This window comes from Vibrio sp. 1249-1, assembly GCF_033340495.1.
Genome location: NZ_JAWOWJ010000012.1, coordinates 11,788 through 31,436, shown reverse-complemented (window position 1 = coordinate 31,436; position 19,649 = coordinate 11,788). Strand labels below are relative to the sequence as shown.

Sequence of the window (19,649 nt, the reverse complement as noted above, 5' to 3'; positions counted from 1 at the left end):
TTTCCCACTCGTTAACACGAACTGAGCGAAGAGCAAATACAGCTCTAACTCGGTTTGATTACTCTGATTTCAAACCGGAATAACGTCATCTTGGCAAAAAATAAATGAGAGGTTAAAAACTATGGCGACAATGAAGGATGTTGCCCAGCTTGCGGGAGTGTCTACGGCTACGGTATCTCGAGCCTTAATGAATCCAGAGAAAGTATCTTCTTCTACAAGAAAGAGAGTAGAAGATGCCGTACTTGAAGCGGGTTATTCTCCAAACTCATTAGCGCGTAACTTACGTAGAAACGAATCAAAAACCATTGTTACTATCGTTCCCGACATCTGTGATCCTTATTTTTCTGAAATTATTCGCGGTATTGAAGATGCAGCCATGGAACATGGCTATCTAGTCCTGCTGGGCGATAGCGGACAACAGAAGAAACGCGAAAGCTCTTTCGTTAACCTCGTATTTACTAAGCAGGCAGATGGAATGCTACTGCTTGGTACAGATCTACCATTCGATGTCAGTAAGCCAGAGCAAAAGAACTTACCTCCGATGGTAATGGCGTGTGAATTTGCGCCAGAGCTCGAGCTTCCGACAGTACATATTGATAACCTGACCTCAGCATTTGAAGCGGTGAATTACCTGACTCAATTAGGTCATAAACGCATTGCTCAAATCTCTGGACCAGATACAGCAATATTGTGTCAGTTCCGCCAGCAAGGCTACCAACAAGCCCTGCGCCGTGCCGGCATCAATAAAGATCCACAATATAGTGTCATTACTGAGTTCTCTTTTGATGGCGGAGCAAAAGCCGTTCGTAAACTGCTCGAATTGCCAGAACCACCAACGGCTATTTTCTGTCACTGTGACACAATGGCCATCGGCGCAATTCAAGAAGCGAAAAAGCTTGGCTTACGAGTACCGCAAGATCTCTCTGTTGTGGGCTTTGATGACATTAACTTCGCTCAGTACTGCGATCCACCGTTGACCACCATCTCTCAACCTCGCTATGAGATTGGTCGACAAGCGATGCTAATGATGCTCGAGATGTTAAAAGGCCACGACGTGCATTCAGGCTCGCGTCTGCTTGAAACTAATCTCGTCATTCGTGGAAGTGCAGCGCCACCACAGCGCCCTTAACCTAAAGATTAGGTATTCATCCCCAAAGCGGTGCTAAGGCGCCGCTTTTTTATTTACCCCTCCTGCTTTTTGTGTATCCCTGAATAAATGTAAGTGAGAACGGAAACACACTCTTACACTCGGGCGTTGTCGCGCTTTAGCTATCAAGATTCTATCAATAGGGTGTTTTCTCAACTCGTTCTGGATTAACATATTTGCAAGAATCCTTGATGACCAGAAATAACCGTGGCAAATAGAGATTATGTAAGACGGGGGCGAGGCGCCCCAAAAAAGTCGACAAAAAAACAGCCGCCGAGAAGAAAAAAACCTTGGCGCAGTGGCCTGCTCGCTATCTTGCTCGTGGGCGGTTTTGGCTATGGTCTTTACCTTTTGAGTAGCGACCCAGAACCTAAACAACCAGTTGTGAAGCAGCCAACAACCACTGTAAGCAAACCAAAGCCGAAAAAAGACTTGCCGCCACCACCAGAAGAAAAATGGGAATATGTTGAGTCACTACCGAAACGTGAAGTTGAAGTTGTGGCCAAAGAAATTGAAGTTTCTAAAATTCCTTACATCATGCAGTGTGGCGCGTACAAAACTCAGGCACAAGCCGAAGAGCGCAAGCTTGCAATCGCGTTCCAAGGGATGTCGAGCAAGATTCGTAAGAAAGAAGGCAGTTCATGGTATCGCGTGGTGCTAGGTCCGTATAAGTTCAAACGTGATGCAGAACGTGATCGTCATAAACTGCAACGCGCGAAAATCGAGCCGTGTGCGATTTGGAAAGAAAATCTTTAAACTCAGGCCCTAGGAGCTAAGATCCTAGGGCCTTTCTTTTTGCCCCCTTGAATCCCCATTTCTCCTCCCCCATATACTGAATTAAATCCAAAGAGAAATAATCAAGAGGTCGACTGTGACTACCATTGTATCTGTACGTCGAAATAATAAAGTCGTCATCGCGGGTGATGGCCAAGTATCTCTAGGCAATACCGTAATGAAAGGTAATGCGCGCAAAGTTCGCCGCCTATACAACAACCAAGTACTAGCGGGCTTTGCCGGCGGTACTGCGGATGCCTTCACCCTTTTTGAGCGCTTCGAAAGCAAACTGCAAATGCACCAAGGTCACCTAACCAAAGCGGCAGTTGAGCTAGCCAAAGACTGGCGTAGCGATCGTGCTCTGCGCAAGCTCGAAGCCTTACTTGCCGTTGCCGACGAAACCGCATCGTTAATCATTACCGGTAATGGTGATGTCGTACAGCCAGAACATGACCTGATTGCGATTGGCTCTGGTGGTGCTTACGCACAAGCTGCCGCAACCGCCCTACTAGAAAACACAGATCTAGATGCTCGTGAGATCGCGGAAAAAGCTCTCAATATCGCGGGTGATATTTGTGTCTTCACTAACCATCACCACACGGTAGAAGAGCTAGACTCAACAGTAGAGCCTGAAAAACCAACCGCGTAATCGTAACGAAGTAAGGAAAGAATATGTCTGAAATGACGCCTCGCGAAATCGTTCATGAATTGAACCGCCACATTATCGGTCAAGAAAAAGCCAAGCGTTCGGTTGCGATTGCACTTCGTAACCGCTGGCGCCGCATGCAGCTTGAAGAAAGCTTGCGTGCCGAAGTGACGCCAAAAAACATCTTGATGATTGGCCCTACTGGTGTTGGTAAGACTGAAATCGCACGACGCCTCGCAAAACTGGCAAATGCCCCTTTCATCAAAGTTGAAGCGACAAAATTCACCGAAGTGGGTTACGTTGGTAAAGAAGTTGAAACCATCATCCGTGACCTAACAGATGTCGCTGTGAAAATGACGCATCAACAAGCGATGGAGAAAGTGAAATTCCGAGCAGAAGAGCAAGCGGAAGAACGCATTCTTGATGCGCTACTGCCACCAGCACGTGATAGCTGGGGTCAAGCAGAGCAAACGGAAGAGTCTTCTCACACTCGCCAGATCTTCCGTAAGAAACTGCGTGAAGGCCAACTAGACGATAAAGAAATTGAAATCGACGTAGCCGCACCGCAGATGGGCGTAGAGATCATGGCGCCTCCTGGTATGGAAGAGATGACTAACCAGCTGCAAGGCATGTTCCAAAACCTGGCAGGCGACACTAAGAAAAAACGTAAGCTGAAAATCAAAGACGCAATGAAAGCGTTAGCGGAAGAAGAAGCGGCGAAACTGGTAAACCAAGAAGAGCTAAAAGAAGCAGCGATTTTCAACGTTGAAAACAACGGCATCGTATTTATCGATGAGATCGACAAAATCTGTAAACGCGGCGAGAGCTCAGGCCCAGACGTTTCACGCGAAGGTGTTCAGCGCGACCTACTTCCATTGATTGAAGGCAGCACGGTATCAACCAAGCACGGCATGGTAAAAACAGACCACATTCTGTTTGTTGCATCTGGTGCATTCCAAGTGGCAAAACCATCTGACTTGATCCCAGAATTGCAAGGTCGTCTACCAATTCGCGTTGAGCTAGAAGCACTAAGCAGCAACGACTTCAAACGCATTCTGACAGAACCAAAAGCCTCTCTAACAGAGCAGTACGTTGCGTTGATGAAAACGGAAGATGTGGACATCGAATTCACAGAAGACGGTATCACGCAAATCGCGGAAGCTGCATGGACGGTCAACGAAAGCACAGAAAACATCGGTGCTCGTCGCTTACACACCGTTATGGAACGCTTAATGGATGAAATCTCTTACGACGCAGCGGAGCAATCTGGCGCTAAATTCGTTATTGATTCCGCTTATGTGAAAGCACGCTTAGGCGACACAATTGAAGATGAAGATCTAAGCCGCTTTATTCTTTAATCGCAATCTATTTTACCAAAGCCCAGAACCTTGTTTCTGGGCTTTTTGTATAGAATGACGGCCACTGTGACAACACCTAAATCAAAAGTTCTCGTCATTCTAGCGAGCTCAAGTGAGACTAAGAATCTGCTAACAGCAGACGCCTATTCTTTCCAACTCACCTTAACCACGGCACTATTGGGACGATAGATTCTGAATCACCTCGTTCCTCGCTGTTCAGAATGACGGTTACTGTGACAACACCTAAATCAAAAAAGATCTCGTCATTCTAGCGAGCTCAAGCGAGACTAAGAATCTAGTAACAGCAGACGCCTATTCTTTCTCTCTCACCGTAACACTTCACAATCGGATGATAGATTCTGAATCACACTCGTTCCTCGCTGTTCAGAATGACGGTGACTTAGACAACATCTAGATCAAAAGCTCTCGTCATTCTAGCGAGCTTAAGCGAGACTAAGAATCTGCTAACAGCAAACGCCTATTCTTCCCCACTCACCTTAACCACCGCACAATCGGATGATCGATTCTGAATCACACTCGTTGTTCAGAATGACGGTGACTTTGACAATACCCAAATCAAGGATCTCGTCATTCTAAGAGCTCAAGCGAGACTAAGAATCTGCTAACAGCAGACGCCTATTCTTTCCAACTCACCTTAACCACGGCACTATTGGGACGATAGATTCTGAATCACCCTCGTTCCTCGCTGTTCAGAATGACGGTTACTGTGACAACACCTAAATCAAAAAGGTCTCGTCATTCTAGCGAGCTCAAGCGAGACTAAGAATCTGGTAACAACAGGCGCCTATTCTTTCCCACTCACCTTAACCACTTCACAAACGGACGATAGATTCTGAATCACACTCGTTCCTTGCTGTTCAGAATGACGGTGACTTAGACAACATTTAAATCAAAGGATCTCGTCATTATAACGAGACTAAGAATCTGCTAACAGCAGACGCCTATTCTTTCCCATTCACCTTAACCACTGCACAACCGGACGATGGGTTCTGAATCACACTCGTTCCTCGTTGTTCAGAATGACGGTGACTTTGACAACATCTAAATCAAAAGATCTCGTCATTCTAGCGAGCTCAAGCGAGACTAAGAATCTGCTAACAGCAAACGCCTTTCTTTCCCACTCACCTTCATCACTGCACAACCGGACGATAGATTCTGAATCGCCCTTTGACTTCTAGTTGAGTTGTTTTAGGTCAATAGCGTATCTGCCTCTTTGTGCTTATACTGGGCACATTGGTTACTAGCACGAAATTTCCATGAAACAATCTCTACAGATCTGGCTTGAAGCCGCTCGTCCAAAAACATTACCTCTGGCATTGGTCTCTATCTTAACAGGTAGCGTGCTCGCCTACTCGGCAGGTCATTTTTCACTGACAATTGCCATCATGGCTTTCGTAACCGCGACGTTGCTGCAAATTCTGTCCAACCTGGCAAACGACTATGGCGATGCCGTTCAAGGTACAGATAACGACAAACGCCTCGGCCCATTACGAGCGATGCAGTCAGGCGCGGTAAGTGCTAAACAGATGAAACAAGCGATTATCTTTAACATCGTTCTGACCGCCATTTCAGGCTTGGTGTTGGTTTTCTATTCACTAAGTTCACTGGAAAGCATTGTTACTTTTATCGGGCTGGGAATTCTGGCCATTCTCGCAGCCATTGCTTATACCATGGGTAGCAAACCATACGGTTACGTGGGGCTTGGCGATATATCAGTGTTCTTGTTTTTTGGTTTACTCGGCGTATCCGGTACCTACTTCTTGCATACCGGTCACGTAGACACCACGCTATTCTTACCTGCTTTAGGCTGCGGTTTACTCGCCGTTGCAGTACTCAATATCAACAATATGCGTGATATAGAGAACGACCGAGAGTGTGGTAAACGCACGGTGGCGGTACGCTTAGGTCAACGTAAAGCCAAACAGTACCACTTTATTTTACTTGGCGGAGCTATCCTTGCCTTTGCGGCTTACTTGTTAATTCAAGACAAACCCGTTTGGATTAGCTTGCCATTCTTACTTAGTATTTATTTCGTGGCCGATCATGGTAAAGCGGTTTGGCATACACAAAAGCCTGCTCAAATAGCACCAATGATGCCAGTCATCGTGAAATGCTCTCTAGTCACCAACGTTTTGTTTGCAACAATTGTGGTAGCTCAAACTCTAGTAAGTTAAAAAAGGATTGTCATTGCATTGACTTAATGCCTAGATATACTCAAAGACAACCAATTTCTGTTTAGAAAGGTACGCTATGGAATACAATACCTCAGCACTCTGTGATATCTACCTCGATCAGGTAGATGTGGTTGAACCAATGTTCAGTAACTTTGGCGGTCGCGCTTCATTTGCCGGGCAAATCACCACCATCAAGTGTTTTGAAGATAATTCGTTGATCCGCGAGACATTAGAGCAAGATGGACTTGGTCGCGTTTTGTTAATTGACGGTGGCGGTTCCCTACGTAAAGCCCTTATCGATGCAGAAATCGCAACCATTGCGGAAGAAAACGAGTGGGAAGGCATTGTCGTTTACGGCTGTGTTCGTGAAGTAGATGAACTTGAAGATATGAACTTAGGCATTCAAGCCCTCGCTTCTATTCCTGTTGGAGCGACAAGTCAGGGTATTGGCGAATTGGATGTACCAGTCAACTTTGGCGGCGTCAGCTTCTTACCTGAAGATTATATTTATGCTGATAGCACCGGAATTATCCTGTCGCCTGAACCATTGAATATTGATTTAGAGTTGGATGAAGAAGCATAGCGAGTCTTAGGTGTCTAAGTTATAGGGTCTTCTCTTAGCTATCAGCGCCTAGCCTTGTCTTAACATTTTCTACTTCCCTAAAACACAAACACCCGCTTAGCGCGGGTGTTTTTAATTTGGAATGAAGAAGCTGAATTATTCCACTTCGTCCATTTTGCCAAGTAGTGCACGAATGCGCTCTTGCCATTGTGCGTGCTCTTGCTGTGCTTGTTGTGCTTTTTGCTCTAGCTCTTCACGTTGAGAGCGAAGCTCGTTCGCTTCTTCCGCAAGTTTAGCTTTATCTTCTTTCAGCTCTTCGACTTCCATCTGAAGAAGAGTGATTGTGTCAACTGCAGTTTGAATTTTAGATTCTAGTTGTTCTAGTACTTCAAAAGACATCTTGGCCTACCTATGTTATTCCGTTGGGACGATGTGCGAGATTGATGCACACCTAACCTATATAAGGTTCATTCTACTCAGCGTCGCGATGAGAAACACTCACTATATTCGATATTTTGCATCATTCGGTCAAAAAATCAGCGCAATCTCACTAAACGCTGACTTTTCTTGTCGCCGAAGCATTTTTGAGCAAGGATTTTGCGTCCCGCTACGCTGAAAATCGCCCTAAGTATTGATCAAATTCAAGTTAGATAAAGTAAAAGCCTCGCAAAAAGGCAAACGTTTACTCGACCTTGTGATAGAATCGCCGCGCAAATTTTTCTTCCCTCTTGCTTACTTGGAGACATCATGAAACGCGATTTAGCAATGGCATTTTCCCGTGTGACTGAAGGTGCAGCTCTGGCTGGTTACAAATGGCTTGGCCGTGGCGATAAAAACGCAGCCGATGGCGCAGCTGTTGAAGTTATGCGCACGCTACTGAACAAAACAGATATCAGTGGTGAAATTGTCATTGGTGAGGGTGAAATCGATGATGCGCCAATGCTGTACATTGGTGAGCAAGTGGGTATTGGTGGTGATGAAGTGGATATTGCAGTCGACCCGATTGAAGGAACGCGTATGACGGCAATGGGACAATCGAATGCACTAGCCGTACTTGCCGCAGGTGAGAAAGGCAGCTTTCTTAAAGCGCCAGATATGTACATGGAAAAACTGGTTGTTGGCCCTGGTGCAAAAGGCGTAATTGACTTAGATAAGCCGTTAAAAGAAAACCTAGAGAACGTAGCAAAAGCCCTGAACAAGCCACTTGATACCCTAGTCGTTATTACCCTTGCGAAACCTCGCCACGATAACGTTATTGCAGAAATGCAAGCAATGGGCGTGCGTGTCTTTGCGGTGCCTGATGGTGACGTGGCTGCCTCTATTCTGACTTGTATGCCAGACAGTGAAGTGGACATGATGTACTGTATTGGTGGCGCGCCAGAAGGTGTAGTATCAGCAGCGGTAATTCGAGCGCTAGACGGTGATATGCACGGTCGCCTGCTTCCTCGTCACGAAGTAAAAGGCGATACTGAAGAAAACCGCATTTACGGCGCAGATGAACTAAAACGCTGCGATGAAATGGGCGTAAAAGCGAATGTTGTCCTCAAAATGGAAGACATGGCTCGTAGCGACAATGTGGTATTTTCAGCTACAGGCATCACTAAAGGTGACTTGCTGGAAGGTATCTCTCGTCAAGGCAATATTGCAACCACAGAAACGCTGCTCGTACGCGGTCGATGCCGAACTATTCGCCGCATCAAATCGACTCACTACTTAGATCGTAAAGATCCAGAAGTGCGTGATATTATTCTTTAAGCATTTCTCGAGGCTCTCGCTCAATCTGAGTGTGAGCCTTTCTTTTCGCACAACCGGACACTAGATTCTGAATCACTCTCGTTCCTCGTTGTTCAGAATGACGGTGACTTTAATAAGCTCTAAATCAAAAGAACTCGTCATTCTAGCAAGCTCCAGCGAGACTAAGAATCTGGTAACAGCAGGCTCCTATTCTTTGCTGGTCACCTTAACCACTGCTCAACCGGACGATAGATTCTGAATCACCTCGTTCCTCGCTGTTCAGAATGACGGCTACCATAGCAAGCTCTAAATCGAAAAAACTCGTCATTCTAGCGAGCTCCAGCGAGACTAAGAATCTGGTAACAGCAAACTCCGCTTCTTTCCCGCTCAACTAAGCCACTGCACAGCCGGACAGTAGATTCTGAATCACACTCGTTCCTCGTTGTTCAGAATGACGGTGACTTTAATAAGCTCTAAATTAAAAGAACTCGTCATTCTAGCGAGCTCCAGCGAGACTAAGAATCTAATAGTAACAAGCTCCTATTCTTTCCTGACCACCTTAACCACTGCTCAACCAAAAGATAGATTCTGAATCACCTCGTCCCTCGCCGTTCAGAATGACGACATATATTGGCTCATATGAACATAGCCCCTACAAATCCACACTCAAATTAAGTCAACACTTTTCTTTACTAACCCTATCGCGCATAATATGTACTGACGTATAAATGGTGGGTATATGAAGACCGTAGATAGGATATTGCAAATCGTTAAGCGTGATGGCTCCGTCACTGCAAAACAACTCTCCTCTGAGCTAGGTATGACAACCATGGGGGCTCGTCAGCACCTGCAAAGTTTAGAAGATGATGGCATTCTTTCTATCCATGACGTAAAAGTAAAAGTTGGTCGCCCTGCTCGTCATTGGTCTCTCACTCAAAAAGGTCATGAGCAATTTGCTGACCGTCACGGTGAGTTGACCATTCAGTTTATAGAAGCTGTCGAACATATCTTTGGCAAAGATGGACTGGAAAAAGTCACATCAGAAAGGGAAAAACTCACGTTACAAAGTTATCGTCAGCATCTTGAGCAATGCGACTCTCTGCAAAGCAAACTAGAAACACTCGTCACATTAAGAGAGCAAGAAGGCTATATGGCAGAGCTCGAGAAAGATGAGAACGGATTCATCTTGATCGAAAATCACTGTCCGATTTGTAAAGCCGCAACTCGCTGCCCAAGCTTGTGCCAATCAGAATTAAGTGTCTTTCAGTCTTTACTTGGACGTGACACCAAAGTAGAGCGTACCGAGCACATCATTAGTGGCCAAAGACGCTGCGTTTACCGCATCCAACAACTGCAGTAACCACCACAACCAAACATCGACATGCCGCACTTATTCAATCTCAAGCTTGAAAGCTTCTCTTATAAGTGAGACGGCTGAAGAATTCATCCTCTCTCCTCTTTCTAGTGGTATAGGCTTTTAGTAACTAAAGGCAATTTCCATAAGGATTTGGAGAGCATCGATGTCTAATCTACGTCATATCCCGTCCCAAACGCTTCCTCCATTCGATGAAATGGTTCGAATGGCAGAGCGAGATCCAGAAGCTTTTGAGCAATTTCGTCATGAGATGGCGAAAGAGATGATCGAAAGCGCATCAGAAGATATGAAAGAAAGATTGTGGGCTCAACAAAGCCACATTGATAGAGTCATCAGCACGTGTAAAAACCCTCATCACACCAATGTGGTATTGATGAACGAGTTGCAAAAACAGGTCGTGAAGTTCAAAGCAGCGCTAGAAGGGGAAGCGGCACCGACACAAAAAGCGGATGTGGTTAGCTTAAATGCGTTTAAAGATAGGAATGACTTTTACTGATACTCAGTAGATAGATCGAGAAAGTTAGGGTTCGTTTCTCTTACCAAGGCTAACTTCCACTCACGCTTCCACTGCTTGAGCTGCTTTTCTCGGTTTATAGCATTAGCCATATCGTCGAATAACTCAAAGTAAACGAGCTTATGAACGTTGTATTTCTTAGTAAATCCTTCCACTACTCCATTTTTATGTTGCCATATTCTTTGGGGCAGCTGACTGGTAACACCTATGTAGAGAACGGCGTTGTTATTTGACGTTAGGATATAAACGCAAGGTGTCTTATCGATGATTCATTCTCCTTCATTATTCGCTGTTACTTTTCCATTGTAATTCGCAAGCTCAGTCAGTTTATTTCGAACTCGGAGCGCTCTATGCGTAGATTCTGAATCACACTCGTTCCTCGTTGTTCAGAATGACGGTGACTTTAATAAGCTCTATGTCAAAAGCGTTCGTCATGCTAGCGAGCCTTAGCGAGACTAAGAATCGCGTAACAACAAGGCTCCTATTCTTTTGCTCTCACCTTAGCCACTGCTCAACCGGATGATAGATTCTGGACCACGCTCATTCTTCGCTGTTCAAAATGACAGTGGCTTTAACAGCCTCTAAATCAAAAGAGTCCGTCATTCTAGCGAGCCGCAGCGAAACTAAGAATCTGGTATCAGCAAGCTCCTATTCTTTCCCGCTCAGCTTCACCACTGCTCAACCGGACGATAGATTCTGGATCACGCTCATTCCTCGCTGTTCAGAATGACGGTGGCTTTCACAGACTCTAAATCAAAGGAGCTCGTCACTCAATCGAGCTTTAGCGAAACTAAGAATCTGGTAACAGCAAGCTCCTATTCTTTCCCGCTCAGCTTAACTACTGCTCAACCGGACGATAGATTCTGGACCACGCTCATTCCTCGCTGTTCAGAATGACAGTGGCTTTAACAGCCTCTAAATCAAAAGAGTCCGTCATTCTAGCGAGCCGCAGCGAAACTAAGAATCTGGTATCAGCAAGCTCCTATTCTTTCCCGCTCAGCTTCACCACTGCTCAACCGGACGATAGATTCTGAATCACCTCGTTCCTCGCTGTTCAGAATGACGATGGCTTTAACAGTTTCTAAATCAAAAGAGTTCGTCATTCTAGCGAGCCTTAGCGAGACTAAAAATCTCGTCACAGCAAGCTCCTATTCTTTCCCGCTCAGCTTAACCACTGCTCAACCGGACGATAGATTCTGAATCACGCTCGTCCCTCGCAGTTCAGAATGACGGTGAGTTTAACAGCCTCTAAATCAAAAGAGTTCGTCATTCTAGCGAGCCTTAGCGAGACTAAGGATCTGGTAACAGCAAACTCCTACTCTTTCACACACAGCTTAACCAGGGCTCAAGCGGACGATAGATTCTGAATCACACTCGTCCCTCGCTGTTCAGAATGATGATGACTTTAACAGCCTCCAAACCAAAAAGGATCGTCATTCTAGCGAGCCTTAGCGAGACTAAAAATCTCGTAACAGCAAGCTCCTATTCTTTCCCATTCACCTAAACCACCGTACAATCGGATGATAGATTCTGAATCACACTCGTTCCTCGTTGTTCAGAATGACGATGACTTTAAGAGCCTCTAAATAAAAAGAGCTCGTCATTCTAGCGAGCCGTAGCGAGACTAAGAATCTACTTTCAGCACGCGCGGTACTTGAAGCGATTACTCCGGCTCAGGGCCATATTGGTTTGGTCCTGATGTCCCCTTTAAGAGACCACATTCAATTAGAATCCATAAACCACAAATCAGAGAAATGGAAGCGACGAACATCTGTGGGGTCGACGGCTCTTGCACGGCTGGGCTGGTCATTGGCGTGGCAATTCGTCCGATAATCAACGGAATATTCAGTGCTAGCCAATAGATCGATTTGTTGCGGTCGTGCCAACGCTTGGTAGTTATCGCCAAATCAGGGAGCAACAGAACCACCAAGAAAATAGGAAGAAGCACATAGGAGAGAGTAGGAAGCAGTTGGCTGATACCGGCACCAAAGCCTAGAATGGACACATAGTAAATGACGTTCCAAATCCAGTAGGTTTTACGGTTTATACGTCCTTGAAAAGAAAACAGTAACTCTTTAGTCGACATCAAATTTTACCCCAAAGTAGAAAGGTTATAGATTAGCCGAGTCGATATAGTTTGGAAAGGACACCGATAGCTTGGGTGCCCACAACGTCCATATAACAAGCAGAGCCAGGCTGAGAATTCGTAACAATAACCCCTCGCTATTCTCGGGCAATCCAGCACCACCTAGTTCACTACCTTTTGGAAGCTATCTATATCCATGTCTCGGATATTGACCGTTAAACTGTGCACGTGACTGGCTTGCTCTTGAAGTGTCGCCATCAAGGATCGTGACAGTTCTCGCTTTTGTTCTTGGGAGCGACCAGATAACAAATCAAAGTTGATATGGATAAAGTCGAGGCTATCACCCTCCTCTCCTATTAACCAATTGTGGCACCGGAGCGTTCTAGATTTCACTGACGCGAGTTCAAAAAGGCCACTTTCTAACGCCGTTTTATGTAAATCCTCCAGCAACCCCTGAACATTGACGCGTTCCTCCACCGAGTTTGAATACTCTAAAACGAGATTTGGCATTTTGATTCCTTTCTACAACAATTAATTCCAGCGCGTAGTAATACCAATCTCAGCAGCAATTTCCGAGGAATGAACTATCATTCTGTCTACGCGATCACCAATCGGTTGCTTTTAACAAAAATAACAGGATCGATGCTTGGTCGAATCAGTAAAGAAAGCCGGACAAGACATGACGCCAATCATGATCTGTTCACATTATTCTGTTATATTCCTACGTAGATTTTTTACATTAATTGACTATTTACATAAAAGATAAGGGAGATATTCCTATGCGTCGTCCTGTAGTGATGGGTAACTGGAAACTAAATGGCAGCAAAGCAATGGTAACTGAGCTGCTAACTGGTCTTAACGCAGAACTTGAAGGCGTTGAAGGTGTTGACGTAGCGGTCGCTCCACCAGCACTTTACATCGACCTAGCAGAGCGCGTAATCGCTGAAGGCGGTAACAAGATCATCCTAGGTGCTCAAAACACTGACCTAAACAACAGCGGTGCGTTCACTGGCGATATGTCTCCAGAAATGCTGAAAGATTTCGGTGCTACTCACATCATCATCGGTCACTCAGAGCGTCGTGAATACCACAACGAATCTGACGAGTTTATCGCTAAGAAATTCAACTTCCTAAAAGAAAACGGCCTAACACCTGTTTTCTGTATCGGTGAGTCTGAAGCGCAAAACGAAGCTGGCGAAACTGAAGCTGTATGTGCACGTCAAATCAACGCAGTTATCGACACTTACGGTGTTGAAGCTCTAAACGGCGCAATCATCGCTTACGAACCAATCTGGGCTATCGGTACTGGTAAAGCAGCAACCGCTGAAGATGCACAACGCATCCACGCTTCTATCCGCGCACTAATCGCAGCGAAAGACGAAGCAGTTGCAGCACAAGTAATCATCCAATACGGTGGTTCTGTTAAGCCAGAAAACGCTGAAGCTTACTTCTCACAACCAGACATCGACGGTGCTCTAGTTGGCGGCGCTTCTCTAGACGCGAAAAGCTTCGCGGCAATCGCTAAAGCAGCGGCTAAAGCAAAAGCTTAATCTCGTTTTTACTGAGAGTAAAAATAACAAAGGGATGCATCATGCATCCCTTTTTGTTTGTGTTGTACCGTCGGAGTACCTAATAGGAAGTTCCGACTTACGCTGGCTCGGCAATTTTCACGGTTGGTTTTTTCGCGAGCTCCGCACTGGAATCCTTCTTATAAAGGTTCTCGTAGCAGTAATTTGTGGCTTCAATGTAGCCTTCTACGCTACCGCAATCAAAGCGCTGACCTTTAAATTTGTATGCCAAAACACAACCAGATTGAGCTTGTTGCATCAGCGCATCGGTGATTTGAATCTCACCACCTTTACCTGGCTCTGTATTTTCAATCAGTTCAAAGATATCAGGTGTCAGAATATAGCGACCAATAATCGCTAGATTGCTAGGTGCAGTGCCTGGCTCTGGCTTTTCAACCATGTTATCAATGCGGAAGATATCATCTTTGATCATCTCGCCAGCAATCACACCGTACTTATGCGTTTCTGATTCCGGAACTTCTTGTACGGCAACGATTGAACAGCGGAACTGTTTGTACAGCTCAACCATTTGAGCTAGAACGCCTTGGTCCTCATTCACACAAAGGTCATCCGCGAGCACAACAGCAAACGGTTCATCACCTACCAGTTCACGTCCCGTAAGAATAGCGTGACCTAAGCCTTTCATTTCACGCTGACGAATGTAAGTGTAACTCGCAGAATCAATCAAAGAACGAATATCATCAAGCAGCGCTTCTTTACTTGTACCGCTAATTTGATGCTCTAACTCATAATTTTTATCAAAGTGATCCATTAACGAGTGCTTACCACGACCGGTGACGATGCACATACCGTCCATACCGGCTTCAATCGCTTCTTCGACACCGTATTCAATCAATGGCTTGTTCACCACAGGCATCATTTCTTTCGGCATCGACTTAGTTGCAGGAAGGAAACGTGTGCCGTAACCCGCCGCTGGGAATAAACATTTTTTAATCATAACCATTACCAACTAAAAAAAGCTCCCTTAAGGGAGCCTATTATATTATTTGAGTATAAATACTAATTAATCGCTACCAAACAGGTCACGGGTATAAACTTTATCAGCCACATCAGCAAGCTCTTCAACCATACGGTTAGAGACAATCACATCTGCACTTTGTTTAAACTCATTCATATCTTTGATTACACGTGAGTTAAAAAACTCATCTTCCTGAAGTACTGGTTCATATACCACGACTTCGATGCCTTTTGCCTTAATACGCTTCATAATGCCTTGAATAGACGAAGCGCGGAAATTGTCTGAGCCAGCTTTCATAACTAAGCGATAAATGCCCACAACTTTTGGTTCTCGCTTGAGAATAGACTCTGCGACAAAATCTTTACGAGTGCGGTTTGCATCAACAATAGCTCCAATAATGTTATTTGGAACATCCTGATAGTTTGCTAACAGTTGCTTTGTATCTTTCGGTAAACAGTACCCGCCGTAACCGAATGAAGGGTTGTTGTAGTGGTTACCAATACGAGGGTCTAAGCCTACACCTTCAATAATTTGGCGCGCATCAAGGTTATGTGCTTCAGCATAAGAATCCAGTTCATTGAAGTAAGCCACGCGCATCGCAAGGTAAGTGTTTGAAAACAACTTAACCGCTTCTGCTTCTGTAGAGTTAGTAAACAGAACCGAGATATCTTCTTTTACCGCACCTTCGACCAAAAGATTAGCGAACTTCTCTGCACGTTCGCTACGCTCACCAACGATGATGCGAGACGGGTGGAGGTTATCGTAAAGTGCTTTACCTTCACGAAGAAACTCTGGAGAGAACATTACATTCTGACAACCGAGTTCTTCTTTAATGCGCGCAGTATAACCCACAGGTACAGTCGACTTAATCACCATAACCGCATCTGGGTTAATCGCCATCACATCTTTAATCACAGCTTCAACTGAAGAGGTGTTAAAGTAGTTCGTTTGAGGGTCATAATCCGTTGGTGTGGCAATGACAACAAACTCTGCGTCTTTGTAAGCCAGCTCTTTATCTAGCGTCGCGACAAAATTTAACTCTTTGTTTGTTAAAAAATCCTCAATTTCGGCATCCACAATTGGAGATTGCTTGTTATTCAACAAATCCACTTTTTCTTGGATAATATCAACCGCCAAAACCTCATGGTTTTGTGACAATAACAATGCATTGGACAAACCGACGTAGCCCGTGCCTGCGACAGCAATTTTCATTTTTATTTCCTATTATTTAACTGACGCTAGCATATCAAAACACCGACACTCTCGGTAGAGTGCGGTGATTTACTAAAAGCCTAACTAGCTACACAAATTAATTCAATTGAGTCCCCAAGTAACGCAAATAAGCGTTGCGGATGCGCAGCTTGTTCTGTTCAAAGTACTCTTGACCATAACGACCTCGGTTAAAGTAACGGCGAAGCATACTATTATCCATAACGAGTTCATCACCCTGGCCTGCCACTAAGTAGTTATAATCATTACCCACTCGTGTCGTAATGTTGAAATCATAGGCTTCGTTGCCACGAATCTGTATTACTCCCGGTGACATATCACGCCATGGCGTTAAGGGCAGCTTTACTGACACAGTGACAAACTGCTCTTCATCTGTATCGTTAAACTTTGTCACCTGATAACTTGCCGATACTTCTATGTCTTCAAACCAATGTGATGTCGTGAATTTTGCGCCAACATCACCTTTCCAAAACTCTCCAGCAGTTGCGTTAAACTGCCAACCCCACTCTGGCATAGAGAATGTGTAACGAGTTAAAAAGATTTGGCGATCTGGGTTCACATAACCATTTTTGTCTTTTTCGTCTTGATGTTGGAAATAGCTCATCTCTAATCCCAACTCATGGTTGCCCGATTGAGAGAACCAAGCTGATTCACTGCGCGCACCGATATAGTCCGATTTAACCAAGCCTAGAGATACCTGGTTTGCTATATCGACATACGGTAAACGGAAGAACTGATGTACCATTGCACGATCAATCTCGCTCTCATACGCGCTGTCTTCAAAATACCCGCCCTCCTCAAAATCATCACTTTCTGCTAAAGGTAAAATATGACGAACATCAATTGCCGCGCCAGGCCATAGATAGGTGTATAAGTTGCTAGACATAGCAAAAGAGTAATCATACACACCGTACTCGGTTGCTACGCCATGCCTTACCATAGGGGAAAGTACTATCTGCGAATCTAAAGTGCCTGAATTGACTCGCTCCGTTTTCCAAGTAACCATGTCTAACCTTTCCGACAAATCGCGCGTGATAAACTGCATGTCATCACAAGATGCGCTGCCATTGACAAAACTTTGATAGCAGTTAGAGTTAGACAAAACGCTGACCACTGGTTTTTGGTTAGCAAGCATCACAACTTCAAATTGATCAGATGCAGCGCCAATATCTTGCGCCGTATTTTGACCTAAGTGGCTCGACACAATCCCTAGAGCCACGCCTAATCCATCAGCTTGATTATGATTGTAGCGACGATTCTCTAAAGCCACCACGGCCCTACCTTCGGCCGTGCCCACTTTAACGTTAACGAAACCTTCATTATACAACGAATTTATCAAGGCCGAGACCGATGCGTTATTAGCTTTACCTTGTTCTAGAGATAGCCTCTCCTTCAGAGAAATATTACTACGAGCATACTCACGAGAGCGGGTATAATCGCCAATGAGCGGAATAGACAATGCGGCATTCCAAATTGTCTGTTCATCCGTCTCATGGCCAGAATAAAGCTGGTAACTCAACGAGGCTGTCATGTCATAAGGTAAGGTATCTTCTGGCGTGAACACTTTCACTGATGAGTTAAACTCGACAGCATCGTATTCACCAGTAAACTGTAAAAAACTTAGTGGCTGGTATTCTACACCGACAAATACTCCATTCATGACCCCAAGATCAATATCTGACACACCATACCCAGCAGAAAAACGAACTGGTGCAAAATCAGCTGTATAGTCAGCTACAATGTAGTTGGTATTAAACTTGTTTGCGGCTCCTCCCAAATCCTGAATACCAACAGCAAGATTTAAGCTGTCAATATCCCACCATTTAGGTAGCTGGTATTTGAATGACATTGATAGGTCACGAACCCCACCGCAATCAGGCTCTAAAAAGCTTCTACAGTTATAAGTTTTCGTCACAATACGAGCATGTGCTTCTAAGCCTTCCAGTAAGCCAAAAGAGAACTTAAGCGAATCGAGATCATGGATATTATTTTCCCAAGGTAAACCTTGCGCGAATGTAAACGAAAAATCTCCATACTCTAATGAATGTGCATTTGGAGTAAAAACTAATCCAGTAAAGCTCTGATTGGAGGGTAAGCTATCCAAAGGAAAGGTTATATTGGTTGCACTGATAGACAAAGGCAACGAACACGCTACCAGCCCAACGATGTTCATTTTTTTTTTCATTGTTGTATTATCACTACCTTGTGTTTATCTGACGATTGAAATTTTAATATCAAGAACATCTTCGCTTATTTACCTTGCTAGGCATCCAAATGAAAAGCCTAAAAACAAAATAAACAAAAAATATTGTAACTGAGATCATTATAACTTTATATATATAGAACTCAAGATTCTCTCTAGAGAGCAAAAAGACAGAGGGAAGTAAAATAAAACCTATTACCTTAAATAACGGAGATGAGCTCGAAATAAAAAGATCGTTTATCCTTAATACGATACCGACAAAGACTCCTATAAAGAAATAAAAATACCCCAACATTACAACAGCAGTGCCAATAACAGAAGGGGAAACAATAAACCTACCATTCAAACCAAGCACTTCAGTCGTAATAAACTTTCCATTAGTCATTAACAAAATAGGTTTATCTGCCCAAATCGCTCTTGGTATAAAGGTGTAAAATTGCGTGAAAAAATTATCAAAAAAAACCAACACAAAATCAGAAGAATATTCAAACTTGTGAATAACTTGATACAAACTATTAATAGGTGAAAAACTATCTAAAGTATACAAAAAAAACAAATATGACGCTTCTGAAGAAGAAAGGCTATTAGAGTATCGGAAGAATGCCAGTAGTGTAACACCTATCATCATAGTTATAGAAAAAGTACCAAATACTTTTAAACTAATACGTTTAAAGTACAGTAGATAAAGAGCAAGTGAAACAATACCTCCAGCAGCTATATTTCTCGAACCACCAGTAATCAAAAAAACTAGCGAACCAAAAATTATCATAATAGAAAGTGTTATTAAAATTCTAGAATTTGATAACCTACCAGACAATAAGTAAATTAACGCGCAAGGAGAATATGAATACAAAAATAGAAGGTACACTCCATTACCCGCATTTGCTTCAAGTTGATCTCCATATCCACCATGACCAATAGTGATACCTTTCGTCAGAAGCAAAAAGATTAGGCATGCTAATGGAGGAACAATAGAGAAATAAAAGAAAAATTTTAGATTACGAGGAGTATTCACTGCTTTTTTTAAAAGATTGCAATCACTACCTTTAAGTAATCTACCGAAAATAAAATAGCCAAAGTAAACACAAAAAATAAATGGGACGCTATACCAAAGTGTCAAAAGGTAGTCAAGATATGACACGCCATGATATAGCCCATACTCTTGTTCAAAGATAAATATAGCAGGTAGAACCAAGAAATATGAGACAACAAAAAAAACTGTAAATAAGAATAAGGCGAGTCTATTTTTATTCAACATTCAAGATACTCTCTATAAGC

Annotated in this window: 18 protein-coding genes; 10 read left to right on the top strand and 8 right to left on the bottom strand. The window is 44.0% G+C overall.

Annotated features, from left to right (window positions below):
* Positions 1–100 precede the first annotated feature (100 nt).
* From cytR to rraA, 6 genes are all read left to right on the top strand, one after another.
* Positions 101–1,129, top strand: coding sequence for a DNA-binding transcriptional regulator CytR (cytR, locus tag R7Z50_RS18595; RefSeq protein WP_254901949.1), 1,029 nt, complete (start codon positions 101–103; stop codon positions 1,127–1,129).
* Between the two features lie 225 nt (positions 1,130–1,354).
* Positions 1,355–1,903: a cell division protein FtsN gene (gene ftsN / locus R7Z50_RS18590; protein ID WP_017820300.1), complete on the top strand. Its 549-nt coding sequence runs from the start codon at positions 1,355–1,357 to the stop codon at positions 1,901–1,903.
* A gap of 115 nt (positions 1,904–2,018) precedes the next feature.
* Positions 2,019–2,570: an ATP-dependent protease subunit HslV gene (hslV, locus tag R7Z50_RS18585; protein ID WP_005383176.1), complete on the top strand. Its 552-nt coding sequence runs from the start codon at positions 2,019–2,021 to the stop codon at positions 2,568–2,570.
* Between the two features lie 23 nt (positions 2,571–2,593).
* Positions 2,594–3,925: an HslU--HslV peptidase ATPase subunit gene (gene hslU, locus R7Z50_RS18580; RefSeq protein ID WP_025768349.1), complete on the top strand. Its 1,332-nt coding sequence runs from the start codon at positions 2,594–2,596 to the stop codon at positions 3,923–3,925.
* Between the two features lie 1,277 nt (positions 3,926–5,202).
* On the top strand, positions 5,203–6,120 hold the full coding sequence (locus tag R7Z50_RS18575) for a 1,4-dihydroxy-2-naphthoate polyprenyltransferase (protein ID WP_005383178.1): 918 nt from the start codon (positions 5,203–5,205) through the stop codon (positions 6,118–6,120).
* A gap of 76 nt (positions 6,121–6,196) precedes the next feature.
* On the top strand, positions 6,197–6,703 hold the full coding sequence (gene rraA / locus R7Z50_RS18570) for a ribonuclease E activity regulator RraA (protein WP_005379537.1): 507 nt from the start codon (positions 6,197–6,199) through the stop codon (positions 6,701–6,703).
* Between the two features lie 135 nt (positions 6,704–6,838).
* Here the strand turns inward: rraA and zapB are convergent, their stop codons facing one another.
* Entirely contained in the window at positions 6,839–7,081 is a 243-nt protein-coding gene (gene zapB / locus R7Z50_RS18565; protein WP_005379536.1) for a cell division protein ZapB, read from the bottom strand.
* 348 nt (positions 7,082–7,429) lie between these two features.
* Between zapB and glpX the strand changes: the two genes are divergently transcribed.
* The 3 genes from glpX to R7Z50_RS18550 all read left to right on the top strand — a co-directional run bounded on the left by glpX (position 7,430) and on the right by R7Z50_RS18550 (position 10,287).
* Positions 7,430–8,437: a class II fructose-bisphosphatase gene (gene glpX / locus R7Z50_RS18560; RefSeq protein ID WP_315956771.1), complete on the top strand. Its 1,008-nt coding sequence runs from the start codon at positions 7,430–7,432 to the stop codon at positions 8,435–8,437.
* Between the two features lie 718 nt (positions 8,438–9,155).
* Positions 9,156–9,776, top strand: coding sequence for a helix-turn-helix transcriptional regulator (locus R7Z50_RS18555; RefSeq protein ID WP_005379532.1), 621 nt, complete (start codon positions 9,156–9,158; stop codon positions 9,774–9,776).
* 160 nt (positions 9,777–9,936) lie between these two features.
* A complete protein-coding gene (locus R7Z50_RS18550; RefSeq protein WP_054701041.1) occupies positions 9,937–10,287 on the top strand; it encodes a DUF3135 domain-containing protein in 351 nt (116 codons plus the stop codon).
* Here the strand turns inward: R7Z50_RS18550 and R7Z50_RS18545 are convergent.
* The 3 genes from R7Z50_RS18545 to R7Z50_RS18535 all read right to left on the bottom strand — a co-directional run bounded on the left by R7Z50_RS18545 (position 10,281) and on the right by R7Z50_RS18535 (position 12,901).
* Positions 10,281–10,547, bottom strand: a complete 267-nt coding sequence (locus R7Z50_RS18545) for a GIY-YIG nuclease family protein (protein WP_373417398.1) — start codon at positions 10,545–10,547, stop codon at positions 10,281–10,283. The two genes, R7Z50_RS18550 and R7Z50_RS18545, sit on opposite strands and share 7 nt — an antisense overlap.
* 1,421 nt (positions 10,548–11,968) lie before the next feature.
* Positions 11,969–12,391, bottom strand: a complete 423-nt coding sequence (locus R7Z50_RS18540) for a DUF805 domain-containing protein (RefSeq protein WP_186584499.1) — start codon at positions 12,389–12,391, stop codon at positions 11,969–11,971.
* Positions 12,392–12,553: 162 nt separating this feature from the next.
* Positions 12,554–12,901 (bottom strand): 5-carboxymethyl-2-hydroxymuconate Delta-isomerase, encoded by a 348-nt coding sequence (locus tag R7Z50_RS18535; protein ID WP_053303354.1) that lies wholly within the window; start codon positions 12,899–12,901, stop codon positions 12,554–12,556.
* 269 nt (positions 12,902–13,170) lie between these two features.
* Between R7Z50_RS18535 and tpiA the strand changes: the two genes are divergently transcribed.
* On the top strand, positions 13,171–13,941 hold the full coding sequence (gene tpiA / locus R7Z50_RS18530) for a triose-phosphate isomerase (protein ID WP_005384863.1): 771 nt from the start codon (positions 13,171–13,173) through the stop codon (positions 13,939–13,941).
* 97 nt (positions 13,942–14,038) lie between these two features.
* On the opposite strand, the gene galU is transcribed toward tpiA, so the two are convergent.
* From galU to R7Z50_RS18510, 4 genes are all read right to left on the bottom strand, one after another.
* Complete coding sequence (gene galU, locus R7Z50_RS18525) at positions 14,039–14,917, bottom strand: UTP--glucose-1-phosphate uridylyltransferase GalU (RefSeq protein WP_021487153.1); 879 nt, start codon at positions 14,915–14,917, stop codon at positions 14,039–14,041.
* A gap of 66 nt (positions 14,918–14,983) precedes the next feature.
* Positions 14,984–16,150 (bottom strand): nucleotide sugar dehydrogenase, encoded by a 1,167-nt coding sequence (locus R7Z50_RS18520; RefSeq protein ID WP_213905895.1) that lies wholly within the window; start codon positions 16,148–16,150, stop codon positions 14,984–14,986.
* A 97-nt stretch (positions 16,151–16,247) separates the two neighbouring features.
* Complete coding sequence (locus tag R7Z50_RS18515) at positions 16,248–18,353, bottom strand: YjbH domain-containing protein (RefSeq protein WP_318149197.1); 2,106 nt, start codon at positions 18,351–18,353, stop codon at positions 16,248–16,250.
* Positions 18,354–18,402: 49 nt separating this feature from the next.
* Positions 18,403–19,629, bottom strand: coding sequence for an O-antigen polymerase (locus R7Z50_RS18510; protein ID WP_318149196.1), 1,227 nt, complete (start codon positions 19,627–19,629; stop codon positions 18,403–18,405).
* Positions 19,630–19,649 lie beyond the last annotated feature (20 nt).

Excerpts from the sequence above, each read along its gene's own strand:
- R7Z50_RS18555 (WP_005379532.1), top strand. The coding sequence starts at position 9,156 with ATGAAGACCGTAGATAGGATATTGCAAATCGTTAAGCGTGATGGCTCC.
- tpiA (WP_005384863.1), top strand. The coding sequence starts at position 13,171 with ATGCGTCGTCCTGTAGTGATGGGTAACTGGAAACTAAATGGCAGCAAA.
- rraA (WP_005379537.1), top strand. The coding sequence starts at position 6,197 with ATGGAATACAATACCTCAGCACTCTGTGATATCTACCTCGATCAGGTA.
- R7Z50_RS18520 (WP_213905895.1), bottom strand. The coding sequence starts at position 16,150 with ATGAAAATTGCTGTCGCAGGCACGGGCTACGTCGGTTTGTCCAATGCA.
- hslU (WP_025768349.1), top strand. The coding sequence starts at position 2,594 with ATGTCTGAAATGACGCCTCGCGAAATCGTTCATGAATTGAACCGCCAC.
- R7Z50_RS18510 (WP_318149196.1), bottom strand. The coding sequence starts at position 19,629 with ATGTTGAATAAAAATAGACTCGCCTTATTCTTATTTACAGTTTTTTTT.
- glpX (WP_315956771.1), top strand. The coding sequence starts at position 7,430 with ATGAAACGCGATTTAGCAATGGCATTTTCCCGTGTGACTGAAGGTGCA.
- R7Z50_RS18575 (WP_005383178.1), top strand. The coding sequence starts at position 5,203 with ATGAAACAATCTCTACAGATCTGGCTTGAAGCCGCTCGTCCAAAAACA.
- galU (WP_021487153.1), bottom strand. The coding sequence starts at position 14,917 with ATGATTAAAAAATGTTTATTCCCAGCGGCGGGTTACGGCACACGTTTC.
- R7Z50_RS18550 (WP_054701041.1), top strand. The coding sequence starts at position 9,937 with ATGTCTAATCTACGTCATATCCCGTCCCAAACGCTTCCTCCATTCGAT.
- R7Z50_RS18515 (WP_318149197.1), bottom strand. The coding sequence starts at position 18,353 with ATGAAAAAAAAAATGAACATCGTTGGGCTGGTAGCGTGTTCGTTGCCT.
- zapB (WP_005379536.1), bottom strand. The coding sequence starts at position 7,081 with ATGTCTTTTGAAGTACTAGAACAACTAGAATCTAAAATTCAAACTGCA.
- R7Z50_RS18540 (WP_186584499.1), bottom strand. The coding sequence starts at position 12,391 with ATGTCGACTAAAGAGTTACTGTTTTCTTTTCAAGGACGTATAAACCGT.
- R7Z50_RS18535 (WP_053303354.1), bottom strand. The coding sequence starts at position 12,901 with ATGCCAAATCTCGTTTTAGAGTATTCAAACTCGGTGGAGGAACGCGTC.